Raw genomic sequence first — 17,161 nt, forward strand, 5'->3', positions numbered from 1 at the left:
TACGGATTTCAACGTCCGTATTCAGACGGCGACGCTTGTCAGAACAGGAAATAGCGCTGCGCCATCGGCAGTGTTTCCGCTGGCTCACACCACAACAGCACGCCATCAGCCTTGACCTGATACGTCTGCGGATCGACATCGATGTCCGGCAAGTAGTCGTTGTGAATCAGATCGGTTTTCTGCACATCACGACAGCCTTTGACCACGCCGATTTTCTTCTTCAACCCCAATGCCTCAGGCAGCCCGGCTTCCTGTGCCGCCTGACTGATAAAGGTCAGGCTGGTGGCATGCAGAGAGCCACCGTAGCTGGCGAACATCGGGCGGTAGTGCACTGGTTGTGGCGTCGGAATCGAAGCGTTGGCATCGCCCATCAGGCTGGCGGCAATCGCGCCGCCCTTGAGGATCAGTGTCGGCTTCACGCCAAAGAATGCCGGGCGCCAGAGCACCAGATCCGCCCACTTGCCGACCTCGATCGAACCGACTTCATGGCTGATGCCATGGGTGATCGCCGGGTTGATCGTGTACTTGGCGATGTAGCGTTTGGCGCGGAAGTTGTCATTGCCTTCGCCATCCTGCGGCAGCGGGCCACGCTGTTTTTTCATCTTGTCGGCGGTCTGCCAGGTGCGCGTGATGACTTCGCCGACGCGGCCCATGGCCTGGCTGTCGGAGCTGATCATCGAGAACGCGCCGAGGTCATGGAGGATGTCTTCGGCGGCAATCGTTTCGCGGCGGATGCGGCTTTCGGCAAACGCGACGTCTTCGGCAATGCTCGGGTCGAGGTGGTGGCAGACCATCAGCATGTCGAGGTGTTCATCGATGGTGTTACGGGTAAACGGCCGGGTCGGGTTGGTCGAACTCGGCAGCACGTTGGGGAAACCGCAGGCCTTGATGATGTCCGGCGCATGGCCGCCACCGGCACCTTCGGTGTGATAGGTGTGGATAGTGCGGCCCTTGAACGCGCCGAGGGTGGTTTCGACGAAACCGGATTCATTGAGGGTGTCGGTGTGGATCGCCACTTGCACGTCGAACTGATCGGCGACGCTCAGGCAGTTGTCGATGCTCGCCGGCGTAGTGCCCCAGTCTTCGTGCAGTTTCAGGCCGATCGCGCCGGCCTTGACCTGTTCAATCAACGGCTCCGGCAGGCTGGCGTTGCCCTTGCCGGTGAGGCCGATGTTCATCGGGAAGGCGTCGGCAGCCTGAAGCATGCGCGCCAGATGCCACGGTCCGGAGGTGCAGGTGGTGGCGTTGGTCCCGGTGGCCGGACCGGTGCCACCGCCGATCATGGTGGTGACGCCGCTCATCAGCGCTTCTTCGATTTGCTGCGGGCAAATGAAATGGATGTGCGTGTCGATGCCGCCAGCGGTGAGGATCATGCCTTCACCGGCGATCACTTCGGTGCCGGCACCGATGGCGATGGTCACGTTCGGCTGCACATCCGGGTTGCCGGCCTTGCCGATCGCGGCGATGCGCCCGTCCTTGAGGCCGACGTCGGCTTTGACGATGCCCCAGTGGTCAATGATCAGCGCGTTGGTGATCAGGGTGTCGACCACTTCGGCGGCCAGTAACTGACTTTGGCCCTGACCATCGCGGATGACTTTGCCGCCACCGAACTTCACTTCTTCGCCGTAGGTGGTGAAGTCTTTTTCGACCTCGATCCACAGCTCGGTGTCGGCCAGGCGCACCTTGTCGCCGACGGTGGGGCCGAACATGTCGGCGTAGGCTTGACGGGAGATTTTCATTCGTTCGCCTTGGGATTCAATTGGTTTTGAGATCGCTCGCATTACTCGCTTTCGCGAGCAGGCTCGCTCCCACATTTGATCGCGTTCTCATGTGGGAGCGAGCCTGCTCGCGAATGGGCCAGTGCGGACACCGCGTTAGTTACAGGTCGCCCATGATTCGTCCTGCAAACCCGAACACCCGCCGATGCCCGGCGTAATCGACCAGCTCCACCTCACGACTCTGCCCCGGCTCAAAACGCACCGCCGTGCCCGCCGGAATATTCAGACGCATGCCCCGGCTGGCCGCGCGATCGAAGGTCAGCGCGTCGTTGGTTTCAAAAAAGTGATAGTGCGAGCCCACCTGAATCGGCCGGTCGCCGCTGTTGGCGACTTTCAGGCTGAGGGTGCGGCGGCCGACGTTGAGTTCGATATCGCCGGGCTGGATCTGGTACTCGCCAGGAATCATCACTGGGCTCCTTGCAGAATCTTGTAATAGAGGGCGGTCGCGCGATAGGTGCCGTTCGGGTCGCAGGCGTAATCAGGAATTTCGCCGGCGCGGCTGTAGCCCAACGACTTGTAGAAATCTTCAGCCGGCGAACCCGCCTCGGTGTCGAGGTAGAGCATGCCGCGCTTGTGATGGCGCGCTTCCCGCTCCAGCGCGCTCATCAATTGCTGTCCGAGCCCGCGCCGACGGGCGTGTTCACGCACCAGCAGTTTCTGCACTTCGGCGCGATTGAGGCCGTTGGCTTTCTGGCATAACCCCAGTTGCACACTGGCCAGCACTTGCTCGTCCTGGACCACCACCCAGAGCAGCACGCTGCCTTTGTTCACATTGTCCTGAACGTCATCGAAGTAAGCGTGTGCCTGCGCGGCATCGAGATCGGCCATGAAGCCGACGCTGGCGCCGTAACCCACGGCATCGAGCAGCAGATCGATCAGACCCTGACGGTAGTGGGCAAAACTTTCCGCGTTGACGCGGCGCAGCTGGGCGGCATTCATCGGTGTCACTCCTTGTTGGTGTCAGGCGGCTCCGCGCCAGGGTTGAGGGTCAGTTGCATGAAGGTCAGGTCGAGCCAGCGGCCGAACTTGGTGCCGACCTGCGGCATCTGCCCGGTGATGCTGAAACCGGCGCGTTCGTGCAGGCGAATCGAGGCGGCGTTGCCGCTTTCAATGGCGGCGACCATCACGTGTTTGCCGCAGGTCCTGGCCCGCTCGATCAGCGCGGTCATCAGTTGCGGGCCGAGGCCGTTGCCGCGCTGATCGCTGCGCACGTAGACCGAGTGCTCGACGGTGTGGCGGAAGCCGTCGAACGGCCGCCAGTCACCGAACGAAGCGTAGCCGAGCACGCTGTTGTCGGCGTCGACGATCACCAGAATCGGATAAGCCTGGGCCTGACGCGCGCTGAACCACGCTTGACGATTGCCGAGGTCGACGGCCTGTTCATTCCAGATCGCCGTGGTATTGAGTACGGCGTCGTTGTAGATGTCACGGATCGCCGGCAGGTCGGCGTGAACAGCATCGCGAATGGAGTAAGTCATGGCGCGGCCTCAGACGATCGGTTGGTGAACGGTGACCAGTTTGGTGCCGTCGGGGAACGTCGCTTCGACCTGGATTTCCGGGATCATTTCCGCGATGCCTTCCATCACTTGCTCGCGGCTGAGCAGGGTGGTGCCGAAGTGCATCAGCTCAGCGACGGTCTGACCGTCACGCGCACCTTCGAGCAGCGCGGCAGAGATGTAAGCCATGGCTTCCGGGTAATTGAGTTTCACGCCGCGCGCCAGTCGCCGTTCAGCGACGAGGCCGGCGGTGAAGATCAGCAGCTTGTCTTTTTCGCGTGGGGTCAGGTCCATTGTGGGGTTCCGTCAGGGCAGTTTTGTGAGGTTCTTGAGGGCGAGGGGTGCCAGTTGGAGCAGCCCCTCACCCTAGCCCTCTCCCGAGGGAGAGGGGACTGATCTCGGTTGTTTTCAATGGCCGGTTCAGTCAGCGGTATTCGTTCAGGCAGTTAAATTCATTTCAAACGACTCGGTCGGGCGCCCTCTCCCTCCGGGAGAGGGCGGGGGGTGAGGGTCGCTTTCAGGTGCTCCATATTCTCGGTGACACCGCTTCGCGGCCCAGCAGCACCGGGCGTAGCATGCGCCATAAATCGATGAGCCACGCACGGGCGAGCAACGCTTCGCTGGCCAGACAACGAGCCACCAGCAGCCCAGGCAACTGGGTCAAATCCCCACGCACTTCATGGCCCAGCGAGCGACAACGCTCAAGCAACTCGGCATCAATCTCACCGGTCACCAACAACGTCGCAAACACCGGATTGCCATCCAGTCCGATCGGCGAATCAAGCAAACCGTCGCCACCGACAATGCGCTGGCGCTCATGCCAGAGCAATCGGCCATCGCGGCGAATATCCAGGTGCGCCTGAAAATGCCCACGGTCGAAACGCTCGCCACTGGCCGGACGACCCAGCGCAACCACGTCCCAGTAGAACAGCCGCGCATCACCTTCAAGTTCGATCGAGGTCGTCAATTCGGCCTGGGCAGCGCTGTAGACGATGGTCTCCTGCGGCAGCCATTCCAGCGTCGCCCCGGCCGCCACTTTCAAGTCGAGCTGCTGATAAGCCGGCCCACCGGCGCGATACCACTTGGCCGCGCCGGGGCTGGTGATCTGGGCCCAGGCGTCTTGCTCGACGCGGGCGCTGATGTCCAGTCGATCACCGCCGGCAATCCCGCCGGGCGGGTGGACGATGATGTGCTGGCAGACCTCGGGGCCTTCGGCGTACAGGTGCTTTTGCACCCGCAGCGGGCCGAGGTGCCGGCGCATGACCGGGCGCGTGCAGTCGCCGAAACGGGCGTAGGCAAGTTCCAGCTCGGCGTGCCAGCTCGGGGTAAACAGGGCAGGTGCAACAGTCGAATTCATGGTGTGTAATTATCGTTAGGAAGCTACAGATTAGTTCGTTGTACTAGATCGTTACCAGCCCGCGTACACCCTCCGCCTCCATATTTTCACCGCGACCCTGCTGAACGATCTCGCCCCGCGACATCACCAGGTATTGATCGGCCAGTTCTGCGGCGAAATCGTAGAACTGCTCGACCAGCAAAATCGCCATATCACCGCGCTCCGCGAGTTTCTTGATCACTGCGCCGATCTCCTTGATCACCGAGGGTTGAATGCCCTCGGTGGGTTCGTCGAGGATCAGCAAACGTGGACGACTGGCCAAGGCGCGGCCAATCGCAAGCTGTTGCTGCTGACCGCCGGAGAGGTCACCGCCGCGACGCTGCTTCATTTGTAGCAGCACCGGGAACAATTCATAAATGAAACCTGGGACTTCTTTGGCTTCACTGCCGGGAAAGCGTGACAGTCCCATCAGCAGATTTTCTTCCACGGTCAGGCGTCCGAAGATCTCCCGGCCCTGTGGCACGTAGGCGATCCCGGCGTGAACGCGCTGGTGTGGCTTGAAGGTGGTGATCGGTTTGCCTTCCCAATTCACCACGCCTTCTTTGGCCGGCAGCAGACCCATCAGGCACTTGAGCAGAGTGGTTTTACCGACGCCGTTGCGGCCAAGCAGGCAGGTGACTTCGCCGACTTTCACGTCGAACGAGAGGCCACGCAGGATGTGGCTACCGCCGTAGTACTGGTGCAGCTTGTCGACTTGCAGCATGTTCAAATTCTCCCCGGTGATCGTTCCCACGCTCTGCGTGGGAACGCATCCCGTGACGCTCCGCGTCACATAACGGCGGACGCAGAGCGTCCATGGCGGCATTCCCACGCGGAGCGTGGGAACGATCTGAGTCCTTAGCGGCCGAGGTAGACCTCGATCACGCGCTCGTTTTCCTGCACTTGTTCAAGCGAGCCTTCCGCCAAAACGCTGCCCTGGTGCAGCACGGTCACATGGTCGGCAATCGAGCCGACAAACCCCATGTCATGCTCCACCACCATCAACGAATGCTTGCCCGCCAGGCTCTTGAACAGTTCAGCGGTGAACTCGGTTTCCGCATCAGTCATCCCCGCCACCGGCTCATCGAGCAGCAACAATTGCGGGTCCTGCATCAACAGCATGCCGATCTCGAGAAACTGCTTCTGTCCATGAGAGAGCAACCCGGCTTGACGATTGACCGAGGTGGTCAGGCGAATCGTCTCCAGCACTTCGCTGATCCGGTCCTTTTGCTCACCACTCAAACGCGCACGCAAACTGGCCCACACCGACTTGTCGGTTTTCTGTGCCAGCTCCAGGTTTTCAAACACGCTCAGCGCCTCGAACACTGTCGGCTTCTGAAACTTGCGGCCGATGCCAGCCTGGGCGATCTGCACTTCGCTCATCTGCGTCAGATCCAGCGTTTCGCCGAACCACGCCTTGCCGTGACTCGGGCGGGTCTTGCCGGTGATCACGTCCATCAGCGTGGTTTTGCCCGCACCGTTGGGGCCGATGATGCAGCGCAATTCGCCGACGCCGATGTACAGATTGAGATTGTTCAGTGCACGAAAGCCATCGAAGCTGACGCTGATGTCTTCCAGTGTGAGGATCGTGCCGTGACGGGTGTCGAGGCCCGGACCGACGCGCTGGCCGAGGCCGATCGAATCGCGGCTGGTGCCGGCGTCCTTATTCGGTTCGACGGGAAAGAAGGCCGGTTCCAACATGAATTCCGCGCTCGCCGTGACTCTCATTGTTCACCTCGTTTCTTCAGCAGACCGATCACGCCTTTGGGCAGGTACAGCGTCACGACGATGAACAGCGCGCCGAGAAAGAACAGCCAATATTCCGGGAACGCCACGGTGAACCAGCTCTTCATGCCGTTGACCACACCGGCACCGAGCAACGGGCCGATCAGCGTGCCGCGCCCGCCAAGAGCCACCCAAACCGCCGCTTCAATCGAGTTGGTCGGCGACATTTCGCTGGGGTTGATGATCCCGACTTGCGGCACGTACAACGCACCGGCCAGACCACACAACACCGCGCTCAACACCCACACGAACAACTTGAAACCGCGCGGGTCGTAGCCGCAGAACATCAAGCGGTTTTCCGCATCGCGCAATGCTGTCAGCACGCGACCGAACTTGCTCTGCGCCAGGCGCCAGCCGATGAACAGACTCGCCACCAGCAACAACACCGTGGCCAGAAACAACACCGCGCGAGTGCCCGGTTCGGTGATGCCGAAACCGAGAATCGTGCGGAAATTGGTGAAGCCGTTGTTGCCGCCGAAGCCGGTCTCGTTGCGGAAAAACAAGAGCATGCCGGCGAAGGTCAGGGCCTGGGTCATGATCGAGAAATACACGCCTTTGATCCGCGAGCGGAAGGCGAAGAAACCGAACACCAGCGCCAGCAAGCCCGGCGCCAATACCACCAGACACATCGCCCAGACGAAGCTGCTGGTGCCGGTCCAGTACCACGGCAATTCGCTCCACGACAGGAAAGTCATGAACGCCGGCAAGCCATCACCGGCAGCCTGACGCATCAGGTACATGCCCATCGCATAACCGCCGAGGGCGAAGAACAGACCGTGACCCAGCGACAGCAAACCGGCATAACCCCAGACCAGATCCAGCGCCAGGGCGACGATGGCGTAGCAGAGGATTTTACCAACCAGCGTCAGCGTGTACGCCGAGACCGACAGGGCATTTTCCGCCGGCAACAACGACAGCAGCGGCAGGGCGATCAGCAGGGCGAGGATCACCGCACCGACGGCGATCGTGACTTTCGGGCCGGCCTTTTGTGTGGCCGTGACTAACAGAGGCTGGTTCATCAGTCGATCACCCGTCCTTTCAGTGCGAAGAGGCCTTGCGGACGTTTCTGGATAAACAGAATGATCAGCGCGAGGATCAGGATCTTGCCGAGCACCGCACCGATCTGCGGTTCGAGAATTTTGTTGGCGATGCCCAGGCCGAACGCGGCGAGCACGCTACCGGCCAATTGACCGACGCCGCCGAGCACCACCACCAGGAACGAGTCGATGATGTAGCTCTGGCCGAGGTCCGGGCCGACGTTGCCGATCTGGCTCAGCGCCACACCGCCGAGGCCGGCGATGCCCGAGCCGAGGCCGAACGCGAGCATGTCCACGCGCCCGGTCGGCACACCGCAGCAGGCGGCCATGTTGCGGTTCTGGGTGACGGCGCGAACGTTGAGGCCGAGGCGGGTTTTGTTCAGCAGCAGCCACGTCAGCACGACGACGAACAAAGCGAAGGCGATGATCACGATGCGGTTGTATGGCAGCACCAGATTCGGCAGCACTTGAATGCCGCCGGACAGCCACGCCGGGTTGGCCACTTCAACGTTTTGCGCGCCGAACAACAGGCGCACCAGTTGAATCAGCATCAGGCTGATGCCCCAGGTGGCGAGCAAGGTTTCCAGGGGGCGGCCGTAGAGGTGGCGAATTACCGTGCGTTCCAGTGCCATGCCGATCGCCGCTGTGACGAAGAACGCCACCGGCAGCGCGATCAACGGGTAGAACTCAATCGCCTGTGGTGCGTAGCGCTGGAACATCAACTGCACCACGTACGTCGAGTAGGCACCGAGCATCAGCATCTCGCCGTGGGCCATGTTGATCACGCCGAGTAGGCCGAACGTGATCGCCAGACCGAGTGCCGCCAACAGCAGAATCGAACCGAGGGACATGCCGCTGAAGGCTTGACCGAGGATCTCGCCGATCAGCAGTTTGCGTTTGACTTGAGCAAGGCTGGTTTCGGCTGCGGTGCGTACGTTGGCGTCGGCTTCAACGCCGGGTTCGAGCAAACCTTCGAGGCGCGTGCGTGCCAGCGGATCACCGGTTTCGCCGAGCAGGCGTACTGCAGCGAGGCGCACGGCCGGATCGGTATCGACCAGTTGCAGATTGGCCAGCGCCAGGCTCAGGGCGGCATGGACGTTTTCATCTTTTTCGCCAGCCAGTTGCTGGTCGAGGAATTTCAGCTGCGCGGGTTTCGCGCTTTTCTGCAATTGCTGCGCGGCGCTCAGACGGATTTTGGCGTCGGCGGCGAGCAATTGGTGGCTGGCCATGGCGGTGTCGATCAGACCCCGCAGGCGATTGTTCAGGCGCAGGGTTTTCACTTGGCCGTCGATGGTCATTTCGCCTTGTTGCAGGGCGTTGATCAATTCGATACGGGCCGGATCGGGCTGCGCGGCCCAGGTTTCCAGCAGTTTGGCTTGCTGCACAGGATTGGCCGCGACGAAGTCTTCGACGTCGCCGGCGTGGGCCAGCATCGGCAGCAATAGTGCGATGGCTATGAGAAAGCGGTGTATGGCAGTGGGCATTAGTGGTGTTTCCTTTCTTGCGGTGGCCGATGGAGCGGTGTCCGGCTGTGAATCCGCCCCTCACCCTAACCCTCTCCCAGAGGGAGAGGGGACTGACCGGGTTGTCAGGTCATCCAACACCGACCTGACATTCCTGCGTCGAACTCAGGATCTGAAAGCCATAGAGATCTGCTCCCTTCCCCCACTCCCGGAGGGAGAGGGGGCTGGCCGAGGTGTCTGGACGATGTGCTGCGACCTGCGAATTCGAGCCGAACTCAGGCTTTGAAAAACATGAAGATCGGCTCCCTTTCCCCTCTCCCTGAGGGAGAGGGCTGGGGTGAGGGGGAAATCTAAAGCCCACCTCAAAAACTGAATCCGCCTCAGTTGCTCTTCACCGCATAATCGGGCTTCTTGTCGTTGCCCTGAATGAACGGGCTCCACGGTTGCGCGCGAATCGGCCCTTCGGTCTGCCACACCACGTTGAACTGACCATCAGCCTGAATCTCGCCGATCATCACCGGTTTGTGCAGGTGGTGGTTGGTCTTGTCCATGGTCAGCGTGTAGCCCGACGGCGCGGCAAAGGTCTGGCCGGCGAGGGCCTCGCGGACTTTGTCGACGTCTGTCGATTTGGCTTTCTCAACCGCCTGCGCCCACATGTGGATGCCGACGTAAGTGGCTTCCATCGGGTCGTTGGTCACGGCTTTGTCGGCGCCCGGCAGGTTGTGTTTCTTCGCGTAGGCTTTCCAGTCCGCGACGAATTTCTTGTTCTGCGGGTTCTCTACCGACTCGAAGTAGTTCCACGCCGCGAGGTTGCCCACCAGCGGTTTGGTGTCGATGCCGCGCAGTTCTTCTTCGCCGACCGAGAACGCCACAACCGGTACGTCGGTCGCCTTCAGACCCTGGTTGGCCAGCTCTTTATAGAACGGCACGTTGGAGTCGCCGTTGACCGTCGAGATCACCGCAGTCTTGCCACCAGCGGAGAATTTTTTGATGTTGGCGACGATGGTTTGATAGTCGCTGTGACCGAACGGCGTGTAGACCTCTTCGATGTCCTTGTCGGCCACGCCTTTGGAGTGCAGGAACGAGCGCAGGATCTTGTTGGTGGTGCGCGGGTAGACGTAGTCGGTGCCGAGCAGGAAGTAGCGCTTGGCACTGCCACCTTCTTCACTCATCAGGTATTCAACCGCCGGGATCGCTTGCTGGTTCGGTGCAGCGCCGGTGTAGAAGACGTTCGGCGACATCTCTTCGCCTTCGTATTGCACCGGGTAGAACAGCAAACCGTTGAGCTCTTCGAACACCGGCAGCACCGATTTACGCGACACCGAGGTCCAGCAGCCGAACACCACGGCGACCTTGTCCTGGGTCAGCAACTGCCGGCCCTTTTCGGCGAACAGCGGCCAGTTCGACGCCGGATCAACCACCACCGGCTCAAGCATCTTGCCGTTGACGCCGCCCTTGGCGTTGATCTCGTCGATGGTCATCAGCGCCATGTCTTTGAGCGACGTTTCGGAGATCGCCATGGTGCCGGACAACGAATGCAGAATCCCGACCTTGATGGTCTCGGCGGCCTGGACGGTCCAGGTCATGCCCATCGCGGCAACGGATGCCGTGAGTGTGAAAGCCTTGATCAAACTGCGACGCTTCATTGTGCGATCTCCATGAACGTTTGAAGTTTTTCTGGTTGGCAGATGCGGACGACTGAAGGTGTGTTTTGCAAGGGCTGTGCCCGGTCGGGATCGGGCAGGAAAATGTCGTTTCAGAGCGGTCGCATGACCGCGGTGCGCACCACGAACGGACAGGGTGTGGGCGTTGGTGCGTCGAGGTGCGCCAGATTGGGGCGCGGCCTGACGCTATAGATGCGGATACATAAACGATAAACATGTACCGCGGCTCGCTTGGTCCGCAGGCACACACTCATTCGCAGCCATCCCGATTTTCTCCCAGGATTTTTTATGAATGATGTGTCTGGCCGATCCGGCCGCGCTGCAAGGACTTCCGCAAAATTCAAGCTGCCCCCTCTGAGCCCGGCGTTTCTGACTGAGGAGGACGCGGCATATTGGGCCCACACGCGCATTGCGCGGAAATCGGACAAGGAGTACGGCAGCGTTATTCTGCTGCGTCCGGATGGAAAATTCGTGGTCACCTCACCGATAGCGGGTGAACCCACACGCTTCGACTTTGGCTCCCTTCTCGAAATCGATGCCGCTGGCATGATGCTCCATCCGCTGGGCTACCGATGCGTCGCCAGCTTGCATAGCCATCCGCCGCTGCATGATGAGTTCCGCAAGGACAATCCGCGTCAGGATGAAAGGCTGGTCAGGCTCTTCATCAGTTTCTTTTCGGCGGCCGACTTCATTGGCGATGTGACGGCGCGGGATTTTTTTCGCAGCGCTTATCTGTCGGGTGCCGACGGCACATTGCTCAAATATGTGTCGAGCGGCTCGCCTGAGGAGCGCGATTACTACCTCTGGCATCAATCCGGCGCGCCTTCTGGGCATCCGTCGGGGGCTTATGAGTTGATGAGCCTGATCAACAAGCTCGCGACCGTGGGAGAACTCAAAGTCATTGTTTCGAGTGCCGACTGGGGACATTCCGTTGGGCAGGTCCCCGCAGCCTGGAAAGCCGGCGCACCTTTTTCCGCCGGTGTGATCACCGAGCTGCCTCTGATGACGCGCGTCTGCGTCAATGCCGAACGTGCCGTGCTCGCAGCGCTGAAATCCCGAGGTGCGCAGACGACGGGCCTGCTCTTGAAAAAGCGCGGTGCAGAAGAATATGTCGCGACCCATGCGCGTCCTGCTGGGCTGGACGCGTGGGATCCGGAAAAAATCTTTCCGCTGGAGGCCAGCGGTCAATTGCGCCTGCCGGCCGGCTATGCGCTGGAAGGCTTTTACTTTGCGTCACGCCCTGACCCGACGCAGTTTCCGCCGGTGCAACCGTGGCTCTATGAGAACTTTTTCACCCCGCAGGAAATGGCTCTGGCCATCGCAGCCCGTGCCCGCAGTCAACGCTGGTTGGCTGCCAGCCGGCCATTGTCGCTGTTCATGCAGGCCACAGACTACGCGATGCTGCAATACCAGTTCAGCGGCAGTCCGGTCGAAGCGGCGCTGAGTGTCGAACAGGCCGACGGCACGATCGGCGACAACGGGGTGCAATCCAGACTGCTGGCTGACACGCTTCGTCCGCGTATGTTTGTCTCGATGCTGGTGTTGGCCGGCAGGCTCAACGTCGTGCGTGGCAGTGCCTTGTGGGCGCAACTGGGGCCGGTGGATCTGCAATGGCAACCTTTCGCGCATTTCCCCTGGCCGGTGCTGAGCCGGGATTTTCTGAGCGCCGATGACGCAGCCCGGTATGCCCATGATCAGATCGGCATTCGCCGTGATCGACAGTATGCCGGGTATGTTTTTCAGCGCAGCGACAAACGCTTCGTCGTGACCGAGCCGCGGGAAGGCGATATCGACACGCTGAGCCAGGGACGGCTCTATCCGCTGGACAACCACGGGCAGACGATATTTCCCGATGATCATCGCTTGCAGGCGCGCTATGTGTCCCATGTTGCGTTGTCGCGGCTCGATCCGGTGCACGTCGGGTATCACCGCTGGACGCCGCGGGAGGCGTTGCTCAGCCTGCAGATGTTGAGCGTCGAAGAAGTGCGCCAGGCTTTGGCCGACACGCTTGTTCTGTATTGCTCTGGCGGCCGGGACAGTCTGATCCGCTACACGCCTTCAGTGACCCTGGCCGCGAAGGATCTTGCCACTCGCCTCGGCACTCGCCAGCACCCCGGCACGTTGGCCAGGGATCTGGACGCGGGAAGCAAGCGGCCGCAGGCGTTTGTCCGTGAGCAGGCGGCAGCCGGCGAGTTGGTGAGCCTGATCGATGATGCGTTGTGGGGGTATCGAGGGCCGATAGTTGCAGGCTGGGCATTCGCAGAGTTACCCCTGCCAGCGTCAACCGAGCCCCCGCCTCGCGAATTGCCTGGTCCGCCGTTATCCCAGCCGGATCTGCCGCCGTACCCCGAACTGACGCCGCCCGGGCCGACTTCGCCAGCACCGTTGCCGTGGAAACGACCGGTGCACCTTCTGTACGGCGCGCTCTTCGCGTCGGCGGACGAAGCGGCGCAGAGTCAGTACGCTCGCGATACGCGCTTGCAGGACGACAAGCGCGCATGGTTCGGATTCATTCTCAAGCACAGGGAGCGGGAGGAATTTATCGCTACCGAACTGATTCCGGTCAGTGAACGGCGCGACAACCTGTTCGATCTGGATAGCGTGTTTGCCTCTATGACCACCGAGCCCTGGTATCGATATCCCGAAGGCTTCGATCTGTTTGCCAGCTTTTATTCGCATCAGCGCGTAAAGGATCTGTCTGAGCGGCCCGCCGACTGGCTGGCGCATTACTTCATCACGCCGGACGATCTCACCGTTGCGATGTATTACTCGCCGCGGCGTCCGCTGGTCGCTTCGGACTTGCCGGCAGCGTTGTATATCGCCAACCGAGAGGGTGCGCTGTTGAAATACCGGCGCAGCGCGACCAGTAAACTGTTTCATGACAACACCTCGCAAGCGACGCTCGACAGCATCAAGCGCGATCTGCTTTCCGGTGCGAAGGTCGCGACGGATTTCGTCCAGGTGGTGGCCAGCAGTGGCGAACTGTCGGTCATCAGAACGAGCGAGTGCTGGGATCGCCCGGGCAAGGTCAAGCCGACCTGGCAGCCTTTTGCAAACCTGGAGCGGCGCTGGCTCAGCCCGGCTTTCCAAAGCGCTGACGACGCGGCGGTGTATGTCCGATCGCTTCTGCCCAGCGCTAGCGAGAAGACGTGGGGTGGCCTGATTCTGCGCCGAGCGGATGCGCTGTACGTGGCCACGCTACCGGTCGAAGTTTCACGGGAAAATTTCGACAGCACAGAGATCTTCCCGGATGAGAGCAAGCGCGCAGGCCTGTTTCCCTTGGGTTGCAAGATTGCGGCACGCTATCGATCCCGGGTCGTTCGGGAATTGTCGGTCACGTTTTCGCCGGTTCAGAAGCAGATTTACCTGAACATGCTGTCGGTCGACACCGTGTACTCGGCGTTCACTCGCCACTTCAAGGATTGGGATGAATACCTGTTCGCCCCGGACGGTGCGTTGATCTGCTATTACCCGGGTTTGTGGGAGCGCTTGCGGGCTGACCTTGCAGCGGCGCTGTCGGACAACACCAAGGTTCCCGCCAATCTCGATGCAGACGCGATCAGACAGCGCATCCGCAACGGTGAGTTGCAACCGGTTGCCTGGATCAACTCCTTGGCCAGAATCGGCTATTTGCAGGTTGTGACCGGCAGCGAAATCTGGGGCTCGCCCCGCGCCGTGGAGCAATGGACACCTTATGCCAACGATCTGCGATCTGCCGCTGACTACACCCAAGCCATGCGTGACCCGGTGTGCAGTCCGCTGTTCCTGCAGGCCGATGCGACTGCCCGTTACGTGCATGAGGCTTCGGTCAGTCGCGACACGCTGACGTTCGGATTCGTCCTGTACGCTCGCGAGGGCGTGTACCTCGCCACGTTGCCGCTGCCAGCGCAGCGTTCCGAGCTGGCGCTGGATCGGGTGTTTCCCCAAGGCCGATGGCTGCGCGGATATGCCTGGGACGCGCTGTATCTGCGTGCGCCGTTGCCGCCGGTTGGCGTTCGGGCCGATGATGTGCGCCATTTCCTTTTTGCGCCAAACGATATTCAGCAAGCCTGTAGGCGCGCCAGCACGCCTCAGGGGTACAAGCTGATTTACTTGTCCTGCGCCGACGGCGCTCTGTTGAAATGGCAATTGCATGCGTTCGAGCCTGGCGAGTTTTATGACGAGTTTGGCCAGATCAAGCTGCTTCCCAACTCGTTCGTATCGCCTGAGCAGGCAACGGTCGATGAGCGCGATATGGCCAGAGGCCGGTTCAGTTTGGCTGGGTACGTTCAGCGGATGGCCAAAGCTGGCCGACTCGAGGTCATTGAAACCAGTGACTGCTGGTCGCGTCATGGTCAGGTGACAGAAGACTGGCAGCCGCAACTTGCCGATACGCCCCACGAGCAGCGCTGGCAACGTCATCCGGTGCCGGCACTGGGACCGATTTTCAATCACCCCGACGATGCCGCGCGCTATGCCCAGCAGCGAGTGGATAAAGAAACACTTGGCCGAACCGGGTACGAAGGGGCGATTCTGGCGCGGTCGACGAGCCAGCGCTTTGTGCCCCTTGAACCGATTGCCGGTTTCGCCAATGGTGACAGTCTTCGTGAGCAGTTATTCAGTACTGCCAAGGATTCTTCATCACGCAATCCTCCGTTGAGTCTGTTCGACGGTTACACGTGTGTGGCCAGCCACCAGTTCAATTTGTCGCCCAACATCACGCTGTCAGCGGACGTCGAGCAAGTCAGGGGCAATTTCCCTGCGCCTGATCGAATGCATGCGCACACCCACGCACTGAAAAACAAAGGGCTGAATATTCAGGCCTATTACTATTCGACGCCCGAGCAAGTGTTGCTCAAGTACACCCCCGATTATTCCGCCGCCGAAAATGATCTGCTGCTGTCAGCCCGGTTTCTTGCTTTCAAGGACGGGCGATGGGTCAGTCGGTTAAGCCCTGCCGAGTTTGTCTCGCAACTCATGCAATTGGGCGAGTTGCGCGTGCTGGTCGCCGGACGCTACTGGCGTCAGACGGGGCGGATGGGCGATGGCTGGAAAATACGTCGTCAGCAATCATCGGTTGAAGGCACCGTGCGCAGAAAAGACGAGCTGTAGGCCGCAGGCGCGGGCAGATAAGGCTGCCCGCGCCTATGACGTCAGGGCGCCAGATCGGCGGTGCGCTGGGCGAAACGGGTCAATAAGAGCCTGTCCAGCAACCACACCACCACCAGCGAAGCCCCCACCAGCGGAAAGACCACCGCCAGCGCCAGCATGATCACCACGCCGGTTTTCCATTTCGGCAGGTCATGCCGCAACGGCGGTACGCCGAATTTGCCCTGTGGCCGGCGCTTCCACCAGATCACCACGCCGCTGACGGCGCTGAGCAGAATCATCAGGCAGATCAGCAGCACGACGATCTGATTGAAGGTGCCGAACATCTTGCCTTCGTGGAGCATCACGCCGATTTCCGTGGCGCGGGCAACGCTGCCGTATTGTTCGAAACGCACATCGGCGAGAACCTTGCCGGTGTACTGATCGACATGCAGGGTCGCATCGTTGCGTGGGTCATCGGCGAACACGGCGATGGTGAATACACCGGTGGCGGTGGTCGGCAGAGTGATGCTGTAGCCCGGTTCGACTTTGCGCTGAGTGGCGATGTTCTGCACGTCTTGCAGGCTGATCCCCGGTGCGGCGGGACCGGCGTTGGCGTTGCCGTGGGCCATGTGTTCGGCATGGTCGCCGGACATCGGCATCGGCGTGTTTTCCATCGCCCATGGCACGGTCTGGCGGGTGGCGGTGTTAAGGGTGCGCGCCTCGATGTCGGAGGTCGGTACGTTGTCCCACATCGCCGCCGGGAACACGTTCCACACCTGGGCGTATTGCTTGCCCCAGAAACCCGTCCAGGTCATGCCACTGAGCAGCATCACCAACAGCAAGGTCGCGCCCCAGAACCCGGTCACCGCGTGCAGATCACGCCACAACACGCGGCCGCGACTGTTCAGGCGTGGCCACAGAATGCCCGCTGCCTGACCGCGCGGCCACCACAGAAACAGGCCCGACACCACCAGCACCACACCCCACCCGGCAGCCATTTCGATGAGGCGGTCACCGACGGTGCCGATCATCAATTCGCCGTGAATGGCGCGAGCGATGGCTTGCAGGTTTTGCTTGGCATCCTGTTCGCCAAGGATGTCGCCATGGTACGGATCGACGAATACGTTGAGTTCCTGGCCGGCGTTCTTCACCACAAACTGTGCGCTGCGTTCGGCATTCACCGGCGGCAGGTACTGGGTGATCTGGCCTTGTGGATAAGCGCTTTTTACCCGCTGCAGCAAGTCGTCGGCCGGCACTGTGTGATGGCCGGCCGGGACGTTGAGCAGGCTGCTGTACATCAGCGAATCGAGCTGCGGTTTGAACAGGTAGATGATGCCGGTCAGGGCCAGCATCACCATGAACGGGGCGACGAACAGGCCGGCGTAAAAATGCCAACGCCAGGCCAGGTTGTAGAAATTCGGTTTGGGCTGTTTCATCACGTGTGCTCCGCTTGGCTTGGATCTTCTAGTTGTTCTGCAACCCTGTGGGAGCGA

At 60.9% G+C, this 17,161-nt stretch carries 13 protein-coding genes; 1 reads left to right on the top strand and 12 read right to left on the bottom strand.

Features of this window, described 5'->3' with window-relative positions:
• Positions 1–38: 38 nt before the first annotated feature.
• From ureC to urtA, 11 genes are all read right to left on the bottom strand, one after another.
• Positions 39–1,739: an urease subunit alpha gene (ureC, locus tag PspS49_RS03010; RefSeq protein WP_127925650.1), complete on the bottom strand. Its 1,701-nt coding sequence runs from the start codon at positions 1,737–1,739 to the stop codon at positions 39–41.
• A 139-nt stretch (positions 1,740–1,878) separates the two neighbouring features.
• Positions 1,879–2,184, bottom strand: a complete 306-nt coding sequence (locus PspS49_RS03015; protein ID WP_127925651.1) for an urease subunit beta — start codon at positions 2,182–2,184, stop codon at positions 1,879–1,881.
• On the bottom strand, positions 2,184–2,717 hold the full coding sequence (locus tag PspS49_RS03020; RefSeq protein WP_127925652.1) for a GNAT family N-acetyltransferase: 534 nt from the start codon (positions 2,715–2,717) through the stop codon (positions 2,184–2,186). The genes PspS49_RS03015 and PspS49_RS03020 overlap by 1 nt, the downstream gene beginning before the upstream one ends.
• 5 nt (positions 2,718–2,722) lie before the next feature.
• Positions 2,723–3,256, bottom strand: coding sequence for a GNAT family N-acetyltransferase (locus PspS49_RS03025; protein WP_150775863.1), 534 nt, complete (start codon positions 3,254–3,256; stop codon positions 2,723–2,725).
• A gap of 9 nt (positions 3,257–3,265) precedes the next feature.
• Positions 3,266–3,568 carry an urease subunit gamma gene (ureA, locus tag PspS49_RS03030; protein ID WP_016984788.1) on the bottom strand — a complete coding sequence of 101 codons (303 nt, stop codon included), beginning with the start codon at positions 3,566–3,568 and terminating at the stop codon, positions 3,266–3,268.
• A gap of 223 nt (positions 3,569–3,791) precedes the next feature.
• Entirely contained in the window at positions 3,792–4,631 is an 840-nt protein-coding gene (locus tag PspS49_RS03035) for an urease accessory protein UreD (RefSeq protein ID WP_160038046.1), read from the bottom strand.
• A 43-nt stretch (positions 4,632–4,674) separates the two neighbouring features.
• Entirely contained in the window at positions 4,675–5,373 is a 699-nt protein-coding gene (gene urtE / locus PspS49_RS03040; protein WP_150750055.1) for an urea ABC transporter ATP-binding subunit UrtE, read from the bottom strand.
• A 134-nt stretch (positions 5,374–5,507) separates the two neighbouring features.
• Positions 5,508–6,377, bottom strand: a complete 870-nt coding sequence (gene urtD, locus PspS49_RS03045) for an urea ABC transporter ATP-binding protein UrtD (protein ID WP_007918913.1) — start codon at positions 6,375–6,377, stop codon at positions 5,508–5,510.
• Positions 6,374–7,453: an urea ABC transporter permease subunit UrtC gene (gene urtC / locus PspS49_RS03050; RefSeq protein ID WP_102899410.1), complete on the bottom strand. Its 1,080-nt coding sequence runs from the start codon at positions 7,451–7,453 to the stop codon at positions 6,374–6,376. Before urtC ends, urtD begins: the two co-directional genes overlap by 4 nt.
• Positions 7,453–8,955 (bottom strand): urea ABC transporter permease subunit UrtB, encoded by a 1,503-nt coding sequence (gene urtB / locus PspS49_RS03055; RefSeq protein WP_160038048.1) that lies wholly within the window; start codon positions 8,953–8,955, stop codon positions 7,453–7,455. The genes urtC and urtB overlap by 1 nt, the downstream gene beginning before the upstream one ends.
• Positions 8,956–9,314: 359 nt before the next feature.
• Positions 9,315–10,580 carry an urea ABC transporter substrate-binding protein gene (gene urtA / locus PspS49_RS03060; protein WP_127925657.1) on the bottom strand — a complete coding sequence of 422 codons (1,266 nt, stop codon included), beginning with the start codon at positions 10,578–10,580 and terminating at the stop codon, positions 9,315–9,317.
• A 306-nt stretch (positions 10,581–10,886) separates the two neighbouring features.
• Between urtA and PspS49_RS03065 the strand changes: the two genes are divergently transcribed.
• On the top strand, positions 10,887–15,689 hold the full coding sequence (locus PspS49_RS03065; protein ID WP_160038050.1) for a DUF4329 domain-containing protein: 4,803 nt from the start codon (positions 10,887–10,889) through the stop codon (positions 15,687–15,689).
• A gap of 41 nt (positions 15,690–15,730) precedes the next feature.
• On the opposite strand, the gene PspS49_RS03070 is transcribed toward PspS49_RS03065, so the two are convergent.
• A complete protein-coding gene (locus PspS49_RS03070; protein WP_150775127.1) occupies positions 15,731–17,104 on the bottom strand; it encodes a PepSY domain-containing protein in 1,374 nt (457 codons plus the stop codon).
• Between the last annotated feature and the right edge of the window lie 57 nt (positions 17,105–17,161).

Origin of the sequence: Pseudomonas sp. S49, from assembly GCF_009866785.1 — a bacterium.
GTDB lineage: Bacteria > Pseudomonadota > Gammaproteobacteria > Pseudomonadales > Pseudomonadaceae > Aquipseudomonas.